The organism is Couchioplanes caeruleus, from assembly GCF_003751945.1.
Taxonomy (GTDB): domain Bacteria; phylum Actinomycetota; class Actinomycetes; order Mycobacteriales; family Micromonosporaceae; genus Actinoplanes; species Actinoplanes caeruleus.
On the sequence record NZ_RJKL01000001.1, the window covers coordinates 3,702,497 to 3,722,482 of the forward strand.

18 protein-coding genes are annotated in these 19,986 nt (G+C 71.1%); 8 read left to right on the forward strand and 10 right to left on the reverse strand.

What is annotated here, in order from left to right:
- Complete coding sequence (locus EDD30_RS16485; protein WP_071810018.1) at nt 1-1,038, reverse strand: LacI family DNA-binding transcriptional regulator; 1,038 nt, start codon at nt 1,036-1,038, stop codon at nt 1-3.
- A 344-nt stretch (nt 1,039-1,382) separates the two neighbouring features.
- Here EDD30_RS16485 and ahcY point away from each other — a divergent pair, with 344 nt between their 5' ends.
- The 3 genes from ahcY to EDD30_RS16500 all read left to right on the forward strand — a co-directional run bounded on the left by ahcY (nt 1,383) and on the right by EDD30_RS16500 (nt 5,282).
- Nucleotides 1,383-2,843 (forward strand): adenosylhomocysteinase, encoded by a 1,461-nt coding sequence (ahcY, locus tag EDD30_RS16490; RefSeq protein ID WP_071810019.1) that lies wholly within the window; start codon nt 1,383-1,385, stop codon nt 2,841-2,843.
- 293 nt (nt 2,844-3,136) lie between these two features.
- Complete coding sequence (locus EDD30_RS16495; RefSeq protein WP_071807219.1) at nt 3,137-4,792, forward strand: Na+/H+ antiporter; 1,656 nt, start codon at nt 3,137-3,139, stop codon at nt 4,790-4,792.
- On the forward strand, nt 4,785-5,282 hold the full coding sequence (locus EDD30_RS16500; RefSeq protein WP_143162812.1) for a hypothetical protein: 498 nt from the start codon (nt 4,785-4,787) through the stop codon (nt 5,280-5,282). The genes EDD30_RS16495 and EDD30_RS16500 overlap by 8 nt, the downstream gene beginning before the upstream one ends.
- A gap of 73 nt (nt 5,283-5,355) precedes the next feature.
- Here the strand turns inward: EDD30_RS16500 and EDD30_RS38300 are convergent, their stop codons facing one another.
- The 8 genes from EDD30_RS38300 to EDD30_RS16535 form a co-directional block, all read right to left on the reverse strand.
- Nucleotides 5,356-5,688: a hypothetical protein gene (locus EDD30_RS38300; RefSeq protein WP_143162813.1), complete on the reverse strand. Its 333-nt coding sequence runs from the start codon at nt 5,686-5,688 to the stop codon at nt 5,356-5,358.
- Complete coding sequence (locus tag EDD30_RS16505; RefSeq protein WP_170047440.1) at nt 5,685-6,020, reverse strand: STAS domain-containing protein; 336 nt, start codon at nt 6,018-6,020, stop codon at nt 5,685-5,687. The genes EDD30_RS38300 and EDD30_RS16505 overlap by 4 nt, the downstream gene beginning before the upstream one ends.
- A gap of 82 nt (nt 6,021-6,102) precedes the next feature.
- Nucleotides 6,103-6,675, reverse strand: a complete 573-nt coding sequence (locus tag EDD30_RS16510) for a LutC/YkgG family protein (protein ID WP_071807225.1) — start codon at nt 6,673-6,675, stop codon at nt 6,103-6,105.
- Nucleotides 6,672-8,090 carry a lactate utilization protein B gene (locus EDD30_RS16515; RefSeq protein WP_071807221.1) on the reverse strand — a complete coding sequence of 473 codons (1,419 nt, stop codon included), beginning with the start codon at nt 8,088-8,090 and terminating at the stop codon, nt 6,672-6,674. Before EDD30_RS16515 ends, EDD30_RS16510 begins: the two co-directional genes overlap by 4 nt.
- Nucleotides 8,087-8,824 carry a (Fe-S)-binding protein gene (locus EDD30_RS16520; protein WP_084556636.1) on the reverse strand — a complete coding sequence of 246 codons (738 nt, stop codon included), beginning with the start codon at nt 8,822-8,824 and terminating at the stop codon, nt 8,087-8,089. The genes EDD30_RS16515 and EDD30_RS16520 overlap by 4 nt, the downstream gene beginning before the upstream one ends.
- A 1-nt stretch (nt 8,825) precedes the next feature.
- Nucleotides 8,826-10,229 carry a rhamnulokinase gene (locus tag EDD30_RS16525; protein ID WP_244945267.1) on the reverse strand — a complete coding sequence of 468 codons (1,404 nt, stop codon included), beginning with the start codon at nt 10,227-10,229 and terminating at the stop codon, nt 8,826-8,828.
- On the reverse strand, nt 10,226-12,256 hold the full coding sequence (locus EDD30_RS16530) for a bifunctional aldolase/short-chain dehydrogenase (protein ID WP_123678322.1): 2,031 nt from the start codon (nt 12,254-12,256) through the stop codon (nt 10,226-10,228). The genes EDD30_RS16525 and EDD30_RS16530 overlap by 4 nt, the downstream gene beginning before the upstream one ends.
- A gap of 80 nt (nt 12,257-12,336) precedes the next feature.
- Entirely contained in the window at nt 12,337-13,362 is a 1,026-nt protein-coding gene (locus EDD30_RS16535; protein ID WP_071803636.1) for a LacI family DNA-binding transcriptional regulator, read from the reverse strand.
- A gap of 142 nt (nt 13,363-13,504) precedes the next feature.
- On the opposite strand from EDD30_RS16535, the gene EDD30_RS16540 reads away from it, so the two are divergent.
- From EDD30_RS16540 to rhaI, 5 genes are all read left to right on the forward strand, one after another.
- A complete protein-coding gene (locus EDD30_RS16540; protein ID WP_071803637.1) occupies nt 13,505-14,995 on the forward strand; it encodes a sugar ABC transporter ATP-binding protein in 1,491 nt (496 codons plus the stop codon).
- A gap of 94 nt (nt 14,996-15,089) precedes the next feature.
- A complete protein-coding gene (locus tag EDD30_RS16545; protein WP_071803638.1) occupies nt 15,090-16,106 on the forward strand; it encodes an ABC transporter permease in 1,017 nt (338 codons plus the stop codon).
- Nucleotides 16,107-16,260: 154 nt separating this feature from the next.
- The gene (locus EDD30_RS16550) at nt 16,261-17,193 is read left to right on the forward strand and encodes an ABC transporter permease (protein WP_244945268.1); all 933 of its coding nucleotides are present in this window, start codon (nt 16,261-16,263) and stop codon (nt 17,191-17,193) included.
- A gap of 24 nt (nt 17,194-17,217) precedes the next feature.
- Entirely contained in the window at nt 17,218-18,294 is a 1,077-nt protein-coding gene (gene rhaS / locus EDD30_RS16555; RefSeq protein ID WP_071803639.1) for a rhamnose ABC transporter substrate-binding protein, read from the forward strand.
- 3 nt (nt 18,295-18,297) lie between these two features.
- Nucleotides 18,298-19,467, forward strand: a complete 1,170-nt coding sequence (gene rhaI / locus EDD30_RS16560) for an L-rhamnose isomerase (RefSeq protein WP_071803640.1) — start codon at nt 18,298-18,300, stop codon at nt 19,465-19,467.
- An 11-nt stretch (nt 19,468-19,478) separates the two neighbouring features.
- Here rhaI and EDD30_RS16565 read toward each other — a convergent pair whose 3' ends face one another.
- The gene (locus EDD30_RS16565) at nt 19,479-19,982 is read right to left on the reverse strand and encodes a metallophosphoesterase family protein (protein ID WP_071803641.1); all 504 of its coding nucleotides are present in this window, start codon (nt 19,980-19,982) and stop codon (nt 19,479-19,481) included.
- Nucleotides 19,983-19,986: the final 4 nt, after the last annotated feature.

Genomic DNA, 19,986 nt, shown 5'->3' on the forward strand with positions numbered 1-19,986 from the left:
TCAGAGCTCGGCCGGCGGAGCGTTGTGGGGTGTGATCACCTGGATCGCCGACGGTGTCGAGCGCACGGGGCCCGGTAAGGCCCCCTGCGCCTGCATGACCACGTGACACGCCCGGCGCAGGTCCTGGCGCAGGTCGTGGTGCAGCACCGCGGACAGCCGCCGCTCCCGGAGCAGGACGGTGTTCTCCCCGTCGAGGTCGTGGGCGACGAAGACGTCGTAGTGCCACTTCTCCCGGTCGAAGGCGTCGATCACGGCCGCGTTGCCGCCGGCGCCGGCGTACAGCGAATAGACCGCGCGGACCGACGGATTGGCGGCCAGCACCTCCCGCGTTCCGATGTGGACCGCGTCCGCCCGGTCCTCCTCGTCGACGACCTCCAGCAGGCGCCGGCTCGCGCCGCCGGTCCGCATCTCGGCGCGGAAGCCCATTTCCCGCTCGTCCTCGCCGCGGAAGGAGCCGTGGCCGCGCACCACGAGGACGTCCCCTGCGCGGTCGGCGAGCCATTCCTGCACCAGGTACGCGGCCGTGGCGCCGGCCGCCCGATTGTCGATGCCGACGTACGCGGCCCGTGCGCTCGTGGGCAGGTCCGTCACCAGCGTCACGACCGGGATTCCCTGCCGGGACAGGCGTGCGACGGCGGCGATGATCTCCGGGACGTCCGGGGCCTTGAGGATCACGCCGTGGGACTTGGTTCGGCCGACCTTCTCGAGCAGTGCCACCAGTTCACCCGCGCCGGCGCTGTCGAGGAAGTGGAACCGGGACCGGATCACGGCCGGGCGCATGGCGGGCAGTTCGGCCTCCAGCGCGTGGCGTACGGACGTGGAGAACCGGGCCGGCGCCTGCACGACGACGTCCACCATGAAGGTGCGCCCGCCGATGCGCAACTGCGACTGCTGCCGGTCGAGGTCGGCGATCGCCTGCTCCACCTCGCGGACCGTGCTCGCGCGCACGCCGCCGCGCCGGTGCAGGACACGGTCCACAGTGGCCTGGCTGAGGCCGGACTGGGCGGCGATCTCGCGGATGCGGTACGGGTGCTTCACCCGTACACGATGATGGGTTTTTGAGGTCTTTTCAAGGGATCTTGATGGTGTGTCCTCCTCTGGGTCGACGCGATGAACACCTGCTTCTCGACGGCGGACCGCACCGCGGTCCAAGCGAGGGTGGCGCGCGTCACACTGCGAAAAGGCCCTGGATAACAAGCCGGAACGGCGGACCGCGGGCGGAGCGGATTCCCGATCTTGGACAGGCGAGGTTATGGTGGAACGCGCGCCCGACGAGGCGCTGCCCCTGGCCGAGAGGCGCTGCGACGGATCCCAGGGTCCGCCACGCTCGGCCCGCGGGCCACTGTCGCAAGGGCGCCTCCTGAAGAGGGGGTGCCCTTCCCATGTCAGATCGTCTCCAGAAGCTCAACGGCATCGACTTCGCCGTGGCGGACCTGTCTCTGGCCGCCTTCGGCCGCCACCAGATGCGCCTCGCCGAGCACGAGATGCCCGGGCTCATGTCCATCCGCGAGGAGTTCAAGGCCGCGCAGCCGCTGCGTGGCGCGCGGATCGCCGGCTCGCTGCACATGACCATCCAGACCGCCGTGCTCATCGAGACGCTGGTCGCGCTCGGTGCGCAGGTGCGCTGGGTCTCCTGCAACATCTTCTCGACCCAGGACGAGGCCGCCGCGGCGATCGTCGTCGGCCCCGAGGGCACGGTCGAGGCCCCCTCCGGCACCCCGGTCTTCGCCTGGAAGGGCGAGACGCTGGAGGAGTACTGGTGGTGCACCGAGCAGCTCTTCGACTTCGGTGACGGCCTCGGCCCGAACATGATCCTCGACGACGGCGGCGACGCCACCCTGCTCGTGCACAAGGGCGTCGAGTTCGAGAAGGCCGGCGCGGTCCCCGCGACGACCGCCGAGGACAACCACGAGTACACGATCATCCTCGACACGCTGCGCCGCAGCCTGGCGTCGGACGGTCAGCGGTTCACCAAGATCGCTGCCGAGATCCGTGGCGTCACCGAGGAGACCACCACCGGCGTGGCGCGCCTCTACAAGTTCGCCAAGACCGGCGACCTGCTCTTCCCGGCGATCAACGTCAACGACTCGGTCACCAAGAGCAAGTTCGACAACAAGTACGGCATCCGCCACTCGCTCGTCGACGGCCTCAACCGGGCCACCGACGTCATGCTCGGCGGCAAGCTGGCCGTGGTCTGCGGCTACGGCGACGTCGGCAAGGGCTCGGCCGAGACGCTGCGCGGCCAGGGCGCCCGCGTCGTGGTGACCGAGGTCGACCCGATCTGCGCGCTGCAGGCGGCGATGGACGGCATGCAGGTCGCCCGGATCGAGGACGTGGTCTCCGAGGCCGACATCTTCATCACCACCACCGGCGGCACCGAGATCATCACGGTCGAGCACATGGCCGCGATGAAGCACAACGCGATCGTGGGCAACGTCGGCCACTTCGACGACGAGATCGACATGGCCGGCCTCGCCAAGGTCCCGGGCATCGAGAAGGTCGAGGTCAAGCCGCAGGTCCACGAGTGGCGCTTCCCGGACGGGCACGCGGTCATCGTGCTCTCCGAGGGCCGCCTGATGAACCTGGGCAACGCCACCGGCCACCCGAGCTTCGTCATGTCGAACTCGTTCACCAACCAGGTGATCGCGCAGATCGAGCTCTGGACCAAGCCCGGCGAGTACGACAACCAGGTCTACGTGCTGCCCAAGCACCTGGACGAGAAGGTTGCCCGGCTGCACCTGGACGCGCTCGGCGTCCGGCTCACCGAGCTGACCAAGAAGCAGGCGGAGTACCTGGGCGTGCCGGTCGAGGGACCGTACAAGCCCGACCACTACCGCTACTGACACACCGACCGGGGTCGCGCCGCACGGCGCGGCCCCGGCTCCGTTCCACCCGGCCATGATCGCGCGGAGGCCAGCCGGCCGTGATCGCGCGGAGGGCGCCCCGCCGTGATCGCGCGGAGGGCGCCCCGCCGTGATCGCGCGGAGGGCGCCCCGCCGTGATCGCGCGGAGGGCGCCCGGCCGTGATCGCGCGGAGGGCGCCCCGCCGTGATCGCGCGGAGGGCGCCCGGCCGTGATCGCGCGGGGGCCGCCGGTCATGATCGCGCGATAGCCGCCGGTCCGGGAGACTGTCCGGGTGAGTGTGGAGACCAGTCTGCTGTTCATCCTGGCGAGCGTGGCGGTCATCGTCGCGGTCCGTCGGTTCGCCGACCGCACGGGACTGCCCGCGGCAGCGATGCTGACCGTCATCGGCATCGTCTACGCGGTCCTGCCCGGACCGAACATCGGACTCGATCCACACCTCGTGCTGACGTTGGTGCTGCCGCCGCTGCTCTACAAGGCCGCGCTGGATTCGTCCCTGATCGACATCCGGCGCAACCTGCGTACCGTCATCAGCCTGTCCGTGGTCCTGGTCCTGCTGACCGCCCTGCTCGTGGGCGTGGGTTTCCATTTTCTCGTGGCCGGTGCCACGCTGGCCGCCGGTGTCGCGCTGGGAGCGGCGGTCGCCCCGCCGGACCCGGTCGCGGCGCTGGCGGTCGGCAAGCGGGTGGGTCTGCCCCGCAACATCGTCACTCTGGTGCAAGGCGAGGGCCTGCTCAACGACGCAACCGCCCTCACCCTGCTCAGCGTCGCCGTGTCCGCCGCGGTCGGCAAGACGTTCTCGTTTCCCGGCGCGGTGGGCGAGTTCGTCATTTCCGCGTCCGGCGGCGTGGCGGCGGGCATGGTGGTCGCGTACGCGGTCCGGGCCGCCCGGCCGCTGCAGCACGATCCGCTGATCGCCAATGCCGTGTCGCTGGCGACGCCGTTCGTCGCATACCTGCTGGCCGAGAAGCTGCACGTGTCGGGCGTGCTGGCGGTCGTCGTCGCCGGCCTGATCGTCGGTCACGACGCGCCCCGGATCGCCTCGGGCGCGAGCCGCCTGCAGGTCAGCGCGGTCTGGCGGCTGGTGGACTTCCTGCTCGAGGGTCTGGTCTTCCTGCTGATCGGGCAGCAGTTGCCCCGGGTGATCGACGGCCTCGCGGCGTACTCGACGTCGACGATCGTCATCGCCGTGTCGGTCTCGGTCGGCGTGGTGCTGCTGGTGCGACCGTTGTTCCTGATGCTGACCCAGGTGCTGCCCCGCTCGATGCACGCCCGTCTCGGCGGCGACCCGACCTCGCAGGAGGCCCTCAGCCGCCGGGAACGCCGCCTCGACGGCCGGGAGATCACCGCGCTGAGCTGGGCGGGCACCCGCGGGGTGATCACCCTGGCGGCGATCTTCACCATTCCGGCCACCACCGAGGACGGCCGGCCCTTCCCCGCCCTGGATTTGCTCCTGTTCTGCGCATTTGTGGTGGTGCTGGTCACCCTGGTAGGCCAGGGCGTCACCTTCGCGCCGCTGATGCGGGCGCTGGGGCTGAAGGCCAACGAGGCGGACAACGTCCGGCTGCGCAACGAGGCCCGCTCGGCATCCGTGCAGGCCGCCCTCGACCGGTTGGACGAGATCCAGCACCAGCGGCACGACGATCTGGAGGATCCGGCGATCGACACGATGCGAGAGCAACTTGAATCTCGCCTGGAACGCTATCGGCGCCGCCTGGACCTGCTCGATCAGGCAGACTCGAACGAGGTGCCGGTCTCACCGCAGTACGAGGCCGCCCTGCGGGTACGCCGCTCGGTGATCGACGCCCAGCGCGAGGAGCTGCTGCGCTGGCGCGACGCCGGTCGGCTCTCGGACGAGAGTATGAGGGTCCTGGAACGCGAACTCGACCACGAAGAACGCCTACTACCCGATCGGCCGCGCAATGGATGAATTGATTCGTCTCTTCCGCCAGTGTCACCGCTTCGAGGAGCTGCTGGCCGCCGCCTACGGCGACCTGAGCAGCGCCCCCGAGCGCGTGGTGCTCTACGGCAAGCAGATCTTCATCGGCGCGCCCGGAGCCGGATACCTGGACCTGTCCGTCGCCCACCTCGGCCAGTGGATGCAGGTCGGCCACGCCGCCGAGCCGACCGTGCACCCCGAGCTGGCCGAAGAGGACCAGTTACGCGGCGTCCTGGTCGATATGACCGGTTTGTACCTCAGTTCCCGCCGAGCGCTGGAATGCAAGTCAGTGATCGTTTACATCGACGACGAGTTCCCCGCCAGCGGGCGGGTACGCGGCCTCTCCTTCAGCCTGGACGACGGCACCAGCCTGGTCGTCGACCCGGCCAACGTCGACGGCATCTCGCTGGGCGACGAGCGCGACCTGTGGCGCATCGCCGACGTCGGGGACGTCCGGGCCGTCGAGATCCCGGTGGGCTGACCCTAGGTCGCGGGGATGTCGCGCCGCCGGGCGCCGGCCAGACCGGCCCTGGCGAGCACCACCGCGACCACGGTCAGGACGACGGCCGGGCCGGCCAGCGAGAAGAGCGGGTGGCTGCCGATCCAGCGCAGCCGCCCGGCCCCGGCGACCAGCACCAGTCTTCCCCCAGGCGAACGGCGAACCCACCAGGCTCGGCGTGCCCGGCGCTCTCCTCGTCGCTCAGGCGCAGGGTGACCTGCACCGCGTACGCGGCCGCGATCAGTCCCATCAGGGCGCTGGTCCCGGCGAGGAAGCTGTCGGTCGCGGCGGACGCTCCACCCATCCGCTCGAAGATGCGGGTGAGGGCGGGGTTGCCGGCGGTGAGGTCGGCGACGCTGCGGACGACGCCGCCGAAGACTAGGGTCAACGGCAGAAGATCCCGTCCAGGCCGGTGATCTCGAGCACCCGGCGGATGTTCGGCGGGACGTCGACCACCACCAGCTCGCATCCCTCCCGGTGATGCTGGACGAGGGCGTTGACGCCTGACGAGTCCATGAAGGTGACTCCGGACAGGTCCACCTCCACCCGGCGGCGACCGGGCATCGTGGCGTCCAGGGCGGCCGCGAACCTCGGCGCGGAGGACTGGTCGATCTCTCCGGCGCAGCGGAGGCGGGCGCGTTCACTCGTCTCGGCCGTCGTGGTGACGGTCAGCGTGGTCTGCGGCGCGACGAGCGGAACGCGGGTCAGGCGGTCGGTCATCGTGGCCTCCCGGTAAGGGGTCGACCGACAGCCTAGCGGGAGTGACGGCATGGTCACACCAGATGAACCGGATGACATGCGCTCAGCGCGACACCGGAAGAACGACGTGCAAATTGCGTGGTCCGTGGACGCCTTCGACCCGGTTGAGCTCGATGTCGCTGGTGGCGGAGGGGCCGCTGATCCAGGTGAGGGGCCGGGCCGGGTCGAGGCGGGCGAGGCCGTCGGGCACGGTCGCCACGACCTGATCCGGGCGTACGACGCAGATGTGCAGATCGGGCAGGAGCGAGAGGGCCCGGCGGCCCTGGTCCGCCGAACCGTCGAGCACGATCGTGCCGGTCTCGGCGATCGCCACGGCCGCGGCGGTGAGGACCGCGTCGGCGTCGTGCTCGTCCTCGACCACCCGGGCGCCGGCGGGCAGCCACGAGCGGTCGATCCCGGGCGGGACCACGATGCGCCCCGGGCCGAGCGCCGCGACGACGGCCGCCACGTCGGATCCACGGTGCACCACCGCCTTGTAGTCGACCAGACGGTCGACGAGGAGATCGAGGTCGGCCGCGGCGCTCCCGGCAGGACGGTACGCCCGCGGCACCTCCGGCACCGGGGTGTCGCCGAGCGCCGCGCGGATCCGGCCGAGGATGAGATCGCGACTGCTCATCGCCGCGCCCACCACTCCCGGAAGGTCTCCGGCGGCGGAACGGGCAGGTCGCGGCCGGCGGTCCAGCCGCTCAGGGGCGGCGGCAGGCGGGTGAGGCGCCCGCTCAGCTTCGCCGCCCGCTGTGCGCGGGCGTACCATGCCGGACGGTCCATCGTGTACGCCGCGGCGGCCATCGCCGCCCGTTCGGCGCGGGGATGCGGTGCCTGGTTCCGCAGGTGCACCAGGATGGACGGGATGTCGATCCGGACCGGGCAGGCGTCGAAGCAGGCGCCGCAGAGCGTGGAGGCGTACGGCAGCGAGGCATTGTCGGCCACGCCGGTGAGCTGCGGGGACAGCACCGCGCCGATGGGTCCGGGGTACACCGACCCGTACGCGTGCCCGCCGGTCCGCTCGTAGACCGGACAGACGTTGAGGCAGGCGGAGCAGCGGATGCAGTGCAGCGCCTGCCGTCCCACCTCGTCGGCGAGCACCGCCGTGCGCCCGTTGTCCAGCAGCACCAGATGAAAGCTCTGCGGCCCGTCGCCGGGGGTCACGCCGGTCCACATCGACGTGTACGGGTTCATCCGCTCCCCGGTCGACGCCCTCGGCAGCAGTTGCAGGAACACCTCCAGATCCCGCCAGGCGGGCACTACCTTCTCGATGCCCATGACGGTGATCAGGGTCTCGGGCAGGGTCAGGCACATCCGGCCGTTGCCCTCGGACTCCAGCACCACCAGCGTGCCGGTCTCGGCCACCGCGAAGTTGGCGCCGGACACCGCGACCGGGGTGCTCAGGAACGTCTCGCGGAGATAGCGGCGGGCCGCCGCGGCCAGCGCCACCGGGTCGTCGGTCAGCCCCGGGTCGACGCCCGGCATCTCCCTCAGGAAGATCTCGCGGATCTCGGCCCGGTTGCGATGGATCGCCGGCACCAGGATGTGGCTCGGCCGGTCGCGTCCGAGCTGGACGATCAGCTCGGCGAGGTCGGTCTCGACCGGCGCGATCCCGGCCGCCTCGAGGGCCTCGTTGAGGCCGATCTCCTGGGTCGCCATCGACTTGACCTTGATGACGCGGTCGTGACCCGTGGCCCGCACGAGCTCGGTGACGATCCGGTTGGCCTCGTACGCATCCGCGGCCCAGTGCACCACGCCGCCCGCCGCGGTGACCCTCTCCTCGAGCTCTTCCAGCAGGTCGGGCAGGCGGGCCATGGTCGCGGCCTTGAGCGCGGAGCCGGCCGAGCGCAGCTCCTGCCAGTCGGGCAGCTCGGCGACGACGGCACCGGACCTGCGCCGGATGGTGGCGGTGGCGTGGCCCAGATTGCGCCGCAACTGCTCGTCGTCCAGGGCCTTGCGAGCGGCTTGCGGGAACGGCTCGGCACCGCGGAGATGACCGACCCCGCGCGGGGCGGTGGCCGGCATCCCCAGGAAAGTACGGCTCATGCGTCTTCCTCCGTCGCGGCGAGGATCTCGGCGAGGTGTACGGTCCGCACCCCGGCGTCCACCCGCGACAGTCCGCCGCCGATGTGCATGAGGCAGGAGGAGTCGCCGGCCGTGCAGACCTCCGCGCCGGTCTCCAGCACGTGGCGCATCTTGTCGGCGAGCATCGCGGTGGAGGTCGCGGCGTTCTTGAGCGCGAAGGTGCCGCCGAAGCCACAGCATTGCTCGGCCGCGGGCAGGTCGACCAGCTCCAACCCGCGGACGTGGCGCAACAGCCGCAGCGGTCTGTCGCCTACCCTCAGCATCCGCAGCGAGTGACAGGTCGGGTGGTAGGTGACCCGGTGCGGATAGCACGCGCCGACGTCCTCGGTCCCGAGCACGTCCACCAGCAGCTCGGACAGCTCGTACGTGCGCGACGCCACGTCCTCGGCACGGGCCGCCAGCGACACGTCACCCGCCGCCCGGGCGACGTTCGCGTGCTGGTGACGCACCGATCCGACGCAGGATCCCGAGGGTGCCACCACCGCCTCGTACGGGGCGAAGGTGCGCACGTGGCGGCGCACCAGAGGAAGAGCATCCTCCTGGTAGCCGGTGTTGATGTGCATCTGGCCGCAGCAGGTCTGGTCCGGCGGGAAGACCACCTCGTGCCCGAGCCGTTCCAGCAGCCGGACCGTGGCCTTGGCAGCCGCCGGGAACAGCGTGTCGGCCAGGCAGGTGACGAACAAGGCGATCCGCATGTCAGCCTCCCACCTCTCGCTCGACCGCACGCCACGTGGCCTCGTCGCCACGCGGCTCGTAGCGCACGATCTGCTGAGTGTCCCGCAGCAGGGCCCGCAGCGCCGGGAGGTCGCCGCCGATCGCGCCGGCCGCGCGGGCCTGCACGAGCACGTTGCCCAGCGCCGTCGCCTCCACCGGCCCTGCCAGGACGGGCAGCCCGCAGGCGTCCGCGGTGAGCTGGCACAGCAGCTCGTTGCGGGCACCGCCGCCGACGATGTGCACCGTGTCGGCGTGCCGGCCGGACAGTTCCTGCGCCTGACGTACCGCCCGGCGATGCGCGAGCGCCAGGCTGTCCATGATGCACCGCACGAGCGCCGGCCGGTCGAGGTGCCGTCCGGCCCGCCGGCGGATCCGGTCCGCCATGCCGCCCGGTGGCAGGAACGCCGGATCGTCGAGATCGAGCACGGTTCCGAAGGCCGGCGCGGCGGCCGCCGCCCGCAGCAGCGCGGGGAGGTCGGGCCTGCCCCAGTCCCGCAGACACTCCTGCAACGGCCAGAGTCCCATGACGTTGCGCAGGTATCGGACGGTGCCGTCGACCCCGCCCTCATTGGTGAAGTTCGCCAGGCGCGACGCCTCGGTCAGCACGGGAGCCTCCAGCTCGACACCGACCAGCGACCACGTCCCGCACGAGATGTACGCGAAATGCCCCGCCCCCGGCACCCCCACGACCGCCGACGCCGTGTCGTGCGAGCCGACGGCGATGACGTCCGTCTCCCCGAGACCTGCCGTGGGAAGCGTCCGGCCGATCACCTCGCCGGGCATCCGGAGTCCGGGGAAGAGTGCCGGACGGATGCCCAGCTCGTCCATCAGGCCGCTCGCCCACGTCCCGGACCGCGCGTCCAGCAGTTGGGTGGTCGACGCGTTGGTGGCCTCGGCGCATTGCTCGCCGGTGAGCCAGTACGCGATCAGGTCGGGGATGAGCAGAAGGTGCCGCGCGGCCTCGAGCTGCGGTGTCCCCGCGGCCGCGACGAGCTGGTAGATCGTGTTGAACGGCAGCTTCTGCAGGCCGGTCCGGGCGTACAGGTCGGGCTCGGAGATCGTCGCGGCGACCCTGGCGGCGATCCCGTCGGTGCGGCCGTCGCGGTAGTGCACGGGGTTGCCGAGCAGTGCGCCGGTCGCGTCCAGCAGCCCGTAGTCGACGGCCCACGAGTCGATGCCGATGCCGTCGACGGGCCCGGCCTCGCGCAGGCCGTGGAGCACGTCGCGGTAGAGCGCGAGGATGTCCCAGTGCAGGGTGCCGCCGATCCGTACCGGCTCGTTGGGGAAGCGGTGCACGGCGGTCAGCTCCAGCGTCCCGGGGCCGGCGCGGCCGGCCATGACCCGTCCGCTGGAGGCGCCGAGGTCCACCGCCGCGAAGGTCTTCACCGCAGGAACGCGGCCGCGACGCCGGCGTCGACCGGGATGTGCAGGCCGGTGGTGTGGCTGAGCTCGCCGCCGGTCAACACGAGGACAGCGTTCGCCACATGCTCCGGCAGCACCTCGCGCTTGAGCAGCGTGCGCTGGGCGTAGAACTCGCCGAGCCGCTCCTCCGGAACGCCGTAGACGGCGGCCCGCTGGGCGCCCCAGCCGCCGGCGAAGATGCCGGAGCCGCGGACCACACCGTCGGGGTTGACGCCGTTGACCCGGATGCCGTGCCCGCCGAGCTCGGCGGCGAGGAGCCTGACCTGGTGTGCCTGGTCGGCCTTGGCGGCGCCGTAGGCGACGTTGTCCGGGCCCGCGAAGAGCGAGTTCTTGCTGGAGATGTAGACGATGTCGCCGCCCATCCCCTGGGCCGTCATGACGCGCACGGCGGCCCGCGAGACCAGGAAGGAGCCCTTCGCCATCACGTCGTGCTGCAGGTCCCAGTCGGCCTCGGTGGTCTCCAGCAGCGGTTTCGAGATGGACAGGCCGGCGTTGTTGACCACCAGGTCGACTCCGCCGAATGCCAGCACGGCCCGTCGCACGGCGGCGGCGACGGCGGCTTCCGAGGTGACGTCGGCCTCGACGGCAACGGCGACGTCGGCGCCCCCGAGCTCGCCGGCCACTTCGGCCGCCGCGGCGGCGTCGCGGTCGGCGACCACCACGCAGGCCCCCGCGGCCGTGAGCCGCCGGGCGACGGCCCGCCCGATGCCCGAGCCGCCGCCGGTGACGAAGGCGACCCGGGCGGCCAGCGGCCTGGGTCGGGGCATGCGGCGCAGCTTCGCCTCCTCGAGGGCCCAGTACTCGATGCGGAACTTCTCCGACTCGCCGATCGGCGCGTACGTGGACACCGACTCGGCGCCGCGCATGACGTTGATCGCGTTGACGTAGAACTCGCCGGCGACCCGGGCGGTCTGCTTGCCGGCGCCGAAGCTGAACATGCCCACGCCCGGCACGAGCACGATCGCCGGATCGGCGCCCCGCATGGCCGGGCTCTCGGCGGTCGCGTGCCGCTCGTAGTAGGCGCGGTAGTCGTCCCGGTAGGCCGCGTGCAGCTCCCTGAACCGCGCCTCGACCACCGCCAGCGGAGCATCGGGAGCGGTGTCGAGGACCAGGGGCTTCACTTTGGTACGCAGGAAGTGGTCGGGACAGGACGTGCCGAGCGCCGCCAGCACGGGCATCCGCTCGCGACCGACGAAGTCGAGCACCACCCCGGCATCGGTGTAGTGCCCGACCTGCGGCCGGTCCGTGGATGCCAGGCCGCGCGCGATCGGGAACAGCGCTGCCGCCCGCTCGTGCCGTACCTCCTCCGGAAGCGGCCGGTGCACCAGCGCGCCGAACGGCTCCGCGCGGCCGTGCTCGGCCAGGTACGCCGCGGCGGTGCGGATGATCTCCAGCGAGTGCGCCTCGCACTCCTCGCTGGTGGCACCCCACGCGGTGATGCCGTGCCCGCCGAGGATGACGCCGATGGCCTGTGGATTCGCCCGCTGCACGGCGGCGATGTCGAGGCCGAGCCGGAAGCCGGGCCGGCGCCACGGCACCCAGAGGACCCGGTCGCCGAAGATCTCCTTGGTCAGGGCCGGACCGTCGGCGGCCGTGGCGAGGGCGATGCCTGCGTCCGGGTGCAGGTGGTCGACGTGCGCGGCCTCGACCAGGCCGTGCATGGCCGTGTCGATGGAGGGCGCGGCGCCGCCCCGGCCGTGCAGGCAATAGTCGAAGGCGGCGACCATCTCGTCCTCGCGGTCGCCGCCGGGAAAGCGGTCGGCGAGAGCGCGCAGGCGGTCGAGGCGGAGCACGGCGAGACCGGCCTCGGTGAGCGTGCCGAGATCGCCGCCCGAGCCCTTCACCCAGATCAACTCGGCGGTCGCGCCGGTGACCGGGTCCGTCGCCGTGCCCTTGGCGGAGGTGTTTCCCCCGGCGTAGTTGGTGGTGCTCGGGTCGGCGCCGAGGCGGTTGCTGCGGGCCAGGAGGTCGCTGACCGCGGGGTGGGACATGGCCGTCCTCCGCTCATGAAACGTTTCATGGATGCCGGAAGACTAAGGGCCGCGACAGACGCCGGTCAATCAACAGTTCGTCAGTAGGCCCGGTGCCGGGCGACCGTCGACGCCCGGGCCACGAGCTCGGGGACGAAGGAGAGCTGCTGGTGCTCGTGCCGCGGGTTCGACGCCTCGTCGAGCACGAGCTGCGCGGCCGCCCGGCCGAGCTCCTGCCGCGGCTGGCGCACCGAGGTCAGCGGCACGGCGGCCGCGGCCGCGAAGTCGATGTCGTCGAACCCCACGATGGCCAGGTCCTGCGGGATCCGTAGCCCGGCGCCGATGCTCTGCTGCAGCAGACCGAGCGCGAGCAGATCGTTGGCGCAGAACGCGGCGGTGGGTCGGCGCCGCGCCGGAATGCCCGCCAGGCGCTCGCCGGCCGACCGTCCCTCCGCGACGGTGAGCGCGGCGGTGGGCAGATGGGTCAGCCCCTCGGGGTCGAGGCCCAGCTCCGCCCAGATCTCCCGGGCACCCTGGAGGCGCTCGCGGACCTGGCCGATGGACTCCGGCCCACCGACCACCGCGACCCGGGTGTGCCCCTGCTCGGCGAGGTGCTCGACGGCGATCCGGCCACCCAGCACGTCGTCGACCGCGACCGAGCAGAACGCGCCGGCACCCACCCGGTCCACGATGACGATCGGGATGCCCCGCCGGCCGATCTCCGCCAGATGCGCCGCCTCCGGGTCGACCGGGGTGATCAGCACGCCCTGGACCCGCTGCTGCACGAGCCGGTCGAGGTGCACCGCCTCCCGGTCGGCGCGGCCGTTGCTGTTGCAGATGAACAGCGACAGGTCCGCGTCCTCCGCGGCGAGCTCGATGCCCTGCGCGACGTCGTGGAAGAACGGGTTACTGCCGTCGAGCATGACGTAGGCGAGGGTACGGCTGGTGCCGGCGCGAAGCTGGCGCGCGGACTCGTTGCGCACGAAACCGAGCTCGGCCATCGCCCTCTCGACCCGTTCACGGGTGGCCGGGCTGACCACCTCGGGGCGGTTCATCACATTCGAGACGGTGCCCAGGGAGACGCCGGCCGACGCGGCGACGTCCTTGACGGACGGGGTTCTGGCCACGCTTTCCCCTTTTTGAAACGTTGAAGCGCCATCCTACGACAGCCGCCGCGTCGCTGCGCCGCTTGAGCCTTGACACGTGTGATGGAAGCCACCTACGTTCGTTCCCTCGGCTTCTGAAACATTTCAAGCTGCGGAGGTGGCCATGGGCGCCGTGCTGGAAGTGCGCGACGTGACCAAGTCGTTCGGCGCCGTGGCAGCCGTCCAGGGGGTCAGTTTCCCGCTGTACGCCGGCGAGGCACACGCCCTGGTCGGCGAGAACGGCGCCGGCAAGTCCACGATCGTCAAGATGCTCGCCGGGGTGCACCGCCCCGACACCGGCACGCTCGTGGTCGACGGCGAGCGCACCGAGTTCGCCGGACCGGCCGACGCCAAGGCCGCCGGCATCGCCGTCATCTACCAGGAGCCCACGCTCTTTCCGGACCTGTCGGTCGCGGAAAACATCGCTATGGGCAACCAGCCGCTGACCCGGCTCCGGCAGATCGATCGCCGGGCCATGCACGTCAACGCCGCCCGGCTCTTCGCCCGCCTCGGCGTCCAGGTGGACCCCGCCCGCCCGGCGCGCGGCCTCTCCATCGCCGACCAGCAACTCGTCGAGATCGCCAAGGCGTTGTCCGCCGAGGCGCGGGTCCTCGTCATGGACGAGCCCACGGCCGCGCTCAGCGGCGTCGAGGTGGACCGGCTCTTCGCGGTCACCCGGGCCCTGCGGGACGAGGGCGCGGCCATCGTGTTCATCTCGCACCGGTTCGAGGAGATCACCGCCCTCTGCCAGCGGGTGACCATCATGCGCGACGGCCGGCACGTCTGCACCGAGCCGGTCGGCGAGCTCACCGTCGACGACATGATCCGGCGCATGGTCGGACGCGACCTGAGCACGCTCTACCCCAAGCAGGAAGCCACCATCGGCGAGACCGTGCTGGAGGTCGAGGGGCTAAGCCGGGAAGGGGTCTTCCGCGACGTCGGCTTCACCGTCCGGGCCGGGGAGATCGTCGCGCTCGCCGGCCTCGTCGGCGCCGGCCGCTCCGAGGTGATGCAGGCGGTCTTCGGCGTGGACCGCTACGACCGGGGAACCGTCCGCTTCCTGGGCCGCGGGCTCAAGCCGGGGTCCCCGCGCGCCTCGATGGCGGCCGGGATGGGGCTGGTTCCGGAGGATCGGCGCCAGCAGGGCCTGATCATCGAGCTGTCGATCGCCCGCAACGTGACGCTGCCCCGCTCCCGGGCCCTAGCGAGGCTGGGACTCCTCTTCGGCGGCGCGGAGCGGCGCGAGGCGGCGCACTGGACGCGGCAGTTGCAGACCAGGTTCGGCCGGCTCTCCGACCCGGTCGGCACCCTCTCCGGCGGCAACCAGCAGAAGATCGTGCTCGCCAAGTGGCTGGCGACCGGACCGAAGCTGCTCATCGTGGACGAACCCACCCGCGGCATCGACGTCGGCACCAAGGCCGAGGTCCACCGGCTGCTGTCCGCGCTGGCGGCCCGGGGCCTCGCCGTCGTCATGGTCTCCTCCGAGCTTCCCGAGGTGCTCGGCATGGCGGACCGCATCATCGTGCTGCGCGAGGGCCACGTCACCGCGCGGCTCACCCGCGCAGAGGCCACCCAGGAGGCCGTCATGTACGCCGCAACGGGCCAGCCGACATGACCGACTGCACCGAGGCGAACGCAGCCTCCGCCGACCTACGGCAGCGAGGCCGAGGGCCAGGAGGGCCTGTCCAGGAAGGAACGGTGGGCACCTGATGGCAGCCATCGCCACCGCCGGACCCTCCCGGCGCACCCTCGACGCTCTGGTGCGCATCCGCGAGCTGGGAATCATCCTCGCGCTGACCGTCCTCGTCGTCTTCACCGCCGTCAACAATCCGCGCTTCCTGTCCGGGCAGAGCATCCGCGACATCCTGCTGAACTCCGCCATCCTGGCGGTGATGGCGGCCGGCCAGGCGGTCGTGGTGATCACCCGCAACATCGACCTCTCGGTGGGATCGGTGCTGGGGCTCAGCGCCTTCACCGTCGCGACGATGATGAGCGCCATCCCGGGCCTGCCGATGGCCGTCGCGCTCCTCGCCGGCATCGGGGTGGGCGCGGTCGCCGGCGTGGTCAACGGCGTCCTGGTCCGCTTCGGCGGGGTGCCGGCGCTGGTGGTCACGCTCGGCACGCTCTACATGTATCGCGGCGTCACGTACTCGTGGGCCGGCGGTCAGCAGGTCAACGCCGACGAGCTGCCCCGGCACTTCCTGCGGTTCGCGGGCGGCTCGGTCCTGGGCATCCCGTGGCTGGTGCTGATCGCGCTCGTCGTGGTCGGCGGCGTCTCCCTGATCATGCGCAACTACCGGGTCGGCCGCGAGCTGTATGCGGTGGGCTCCAGCCCCCAGGCCGCGGAGCTCGCCGGCATCCGGGTGGCCCGCAACCTGCTCGGCGCCTTCACCGTCAGCGGCGCCCTGGCCGGCCTCGCCGGGGTGCTCTTCGCGGCCCGCTTCGGCACGGTGGACGCGGCGGCCGGCACCGGCTACGAGCTGAACGTCGTGGCCGCGGTCGTGGTCGGCGGCGTGGCCGTCTTCGGCGGCAGTGGCACGGTCTGGGGTGCGGGGCTCGGCGCACTGCTGCTCACGGTCATCGGCAGCGCCCTCGCCGTCCTCGACATCAACCAGTTCTGGCAGCAGGCCATCGTCGGCGCGCTGATCATCCTGGCCATCTGCGCCGACCGCCTGGTCGCGGTCCGCATCGCCCGCTCCCTGACGAAGAGGGACAGCCATGTCTGAGCCTTCCCGCGGCGGAAGACCGAAAGAAACAGACACTGAGCCTCCCCGCGGCGGAAGACCGAAAGAAACAGAAACTGAGCCTCCCCGCGGCGGAAGACCGAAAGAAACAAAAATAGAGCTCGCGAGCTGGGACAGCCTCATAGTCCTGCTCACGGTGGCGGTGCTCGTCATCGCCTCGCTGGCGGTGCCCAGCTTCGGCACGAGCCGCAACTTCACCTTCCTCGTCCTCGACCTGATGCCGATCGCGCTGGTCGCCCTGACCATGACGCTGATCGTCGTGACCGGCGAGATCGACCTCTCGGTGGCGAGCACCCTGGGCCTGACCAGCTCGCTGATGGGCTGGCTCTGGAACAACGGCCTGCCGATCGAGACGATCGTCCCGCTCTGCCTGGTGGCCGGCGCGATCCTGGGCGCCTGCAACGGTTTCCTGGTCACCGGCCTCGGCCTGCCCTCGCTGGCGGTCACCATCGGCACGCTCGCCCTCTACCGCGGCCTCGCCTTCGTCGTGCTCGGCGACGGGGCGGTGGCGGACTTCCCGTGGAACTACACCGGCTGGGTCACCGGCACCATCGGCGGCGGCGCCGTACCGAATGTGCTGGTGGTGATCGTCGCCCTGGCCCTCGTCTCCGGCGTCGTCCTGCATGCGACTCCCTTCGGCCGCTCGCTCTACGCGATCGGCGCGAACGCCCAGGCCGCACATTTCTCCGGCATCCCGGTCGCCCGGACCAAGTTCTGGCTCTACGTGGCCAGCGGCACGATCGCCGGCCTCGCCGGTGTGCTGTGGACGCTGCGCTACTCCAGCGCCCGCGCGGACAACGGCGCCGGACTCGAGCTCGCCGTGGTCGCCGCGGTCTTGCTCGGCGGCGTCTCGATCTTCGGCGGCAAGGGCACCCTGCCCGGCGTCCTCGCCGGCGTCGTGCTGCTCGCCGCCCTGCAGAACGCCCTGCGCCTGCAGGACGTCTCCGGCCAGGCCCTCAATGTCGTCACCGGCGCGCTGCTCGTGCTCTCGGTGCTGCTGCCGAACCTCGCGTCGTCGATCCGCACCACCTGGCACCGGCGGAAACTCCGCCAGGCCGCCGCTCACTGAATCCCCTCGTTCTAGGAGTGCGCCATGTTTCCTCCCCATCGCCGACTACTGACCGCTGCCAGCGCCTCACTCCTCGTTCTGGGCCTCGCCGCCTGCGGCGGCACCACCAAGGACAGCGCCTCCTCGAACGGCGGCGCCGCGGGGCAGCCCGGCGCCTCCGCCGACCCGAACGCGTCGATCAAGACCGGGCTGAAGTTCGCGTATCTGCCCAAGCAGCTCAACAACCCGTACTCGGACGTCGAGACGGCCGGGGGCAAGGTGGCGGTCGGCGAGTTGAAGGGCGAGTACAAGCTCGTCGGTCCCCACGACGCGAGCGCCTCCTCCCAGGTCAGCTACATCAACACGCTGATCCAGCAGCAGCAGGACGTGATCGTGGTGGCGGCCAACGACCCCAATGCGGTCTGCCCGTCGCTCAACCAGGCCCGGCAGGCCGGCATCAAGGTGGTGTCGTTCGACTCGGACGCCTCCAAGGCCTGCCGCGACGCATTCATCAACCAGGCCACCACCCAGGGCATCGGCGAGAGCCTGGTGAAGATGGCGAGCGAGCTGGCCGGCGGCGAGGGTGAGATCGCCGTCCTCTCGGCCACCCCGAACGCCACGAACCAGAACGCCTGGATCGAGGTCATGAAGTCCGAACTGGCCAAGCCGGAGTACGCGAAGCTCAAGCTGGTCAAGACCGCGTACGGCAACGACGACGACCAGAAGTCCTTCCAGGAGGCGCAGGGCCTGTTGCAGTCGTACCCGAATCTGAAGGTGATCGTCTCCCCCACCACCGTGGGCATCGCCGCCGCCTCGCGGTACGTCAGCTCCTCGAACTACAAGGGCAAGGTCACGATCACCGGTCTGGGCCTGCCGAACCAGATGCGCGAGTACGTCAAGGACGGCACGGTGAAGAAGTTCGCCCTGTGGAACCCGGCGGACATCGGCTACCTGGCCGCGTACGCCGGCGCCGCCCTCGCCTCCGGGAAGATCACCGGCAAGCAGGGCGAGACGTTCACCGCAGGCAAGCTGGGCGAGTACACCATCGGCGCGGACGGCGAGATCGTTCTCGGCCCGCCGACCGAGTTCACCGCCCAGAACATCGACCAGTTCGACTTCTGAGCCATGGCCGTCGACCTCGCCGCGGTCAGGCAGGCGCTCGCCGCGCAACGCATCGAGACCCCCTCGTGGGCCTTCGGCAACTCCGGTACGCGGTTCAAGGTCTTCGCCCAGCCGGGTGTTCCCCGCAGCCCCGAGGAGAAGATCGCCGACGCCGCCACCGTGCACCGGTTCACGGGCGTCACGCCGACGGTCGCTCTGCACATCCCGTGGGACGAGGTGGACGACTACCGCGCCCTCGCGGACCACGCGGCCTCCCTCGGCGTCGGCATCGGCGCCATCAACACCAACGTCTTCCAGGACGACGACTACAAGCTGGGATCGGTCACCAACCCGGATCCGGGCATCCGCCGCAAGGCGACGGATCACCTTCTCCAGGCCGTCGGCATCATGGACGCCACCGGCTCCCGGGACCTCAAGCTGTGGTTCGCGGACGGCATCAACTACCCCGGCCAGGACGACCTGCGCAGCCGTCAGGACCGGCTCGCGTCGGCGCTGCGGGAGGCCTACGGCCGCCTCGGCGAGCACCAGCGCATCCTGCTGGAGTACAAGCTCTTCGAGCCGGCCTTCTACGCCACCGACATCCCGGACTGGGGCACGTCGTATGCCCACTGCATCGAGCTGGGCGAGCGGGCGACGGTGTGCATCGACACGGGCCATCACGCTCCCGGCACCAACATCGAGTTCATCGTGGCGTTCCTGCTCCGCCAGAAGAAGCTGGGTGCCTTCGACTTCAACAGCCGCTTCTACGCCGACGACGACCTGATGGCCGGTGCGGCCGATCCGTTCCAGCTCTTCCGCATCATGAACGAGATCGTCCGGGGAGGCGCGCTCGATCCGGCGTACGGTATCAACTTCATGCTGGACCAATGTCATAACATAGAGATGAGGATACCGGCCATCATCCGGTCGGTTCTCAACATCCAGGAGGCGACGGCCAAGGCGCTGCTGGTGGATCGGGACGCGCTCGCGCGGGCGCAGGCCGAGGGCGACGTCCTCGAGGCGAACGCGGTGCTGATGGACGCCTACGACACCGACGTGCGGCCACTGCTCGCGGAGGTGCGCTCGGACCTGGGGCTCGACCCCGATCCGGTGCGGGCCTATCTCCGCAGCGGCTACCAGGAGAAGATCGTCGCGGACCGGGTCGGCGGCCGGCAGGCCGGCTGGGGCGCGTGACCGGGCAGCGCTCACCGACGGGGTGGGAGGCGGTGCAGAGCCACCTGGCCGAAGTGACCCTCGGCGATTTCGGCGGTCACGTAGGTGCAGTACGGCTGGCGGCGGCGGTCCGTGGGGCTGCCCGGGTTGAGCAGCCGCAGTCCACCCGGGGTCGTCGTGTCCCAGGGGATGTGCGAGTGGCCGAAGATCAGGATGTCGGTGTCCGGGAAGGCCTGCGCGCAGCGCTGCTCCCGGCCCCTGGCGTCGCCGGTCTCGTGGATCACGGCGATCCGGACGCCGTCGAGCGTGGCCCGGGCGATCTCCGGGAGGCGGGCGCGCAGCGCCGGGCCGTCGTTGTTGCCGTAGCAGGCGATCAGGCGTTCGGCGCGCGCGGCGAGGGCATCGAGGGTCGCCTCGTCCACCCAGTCGCCCGCGTGCACCACCACGTCGGCCGCGTCGACGGCCGTCCACAGCTCCGCCGGCAGGTCGCGGGCGCGCTTCGGAACGTGGGTGTCGGTCGTGATCACCAGCCGCATGCGG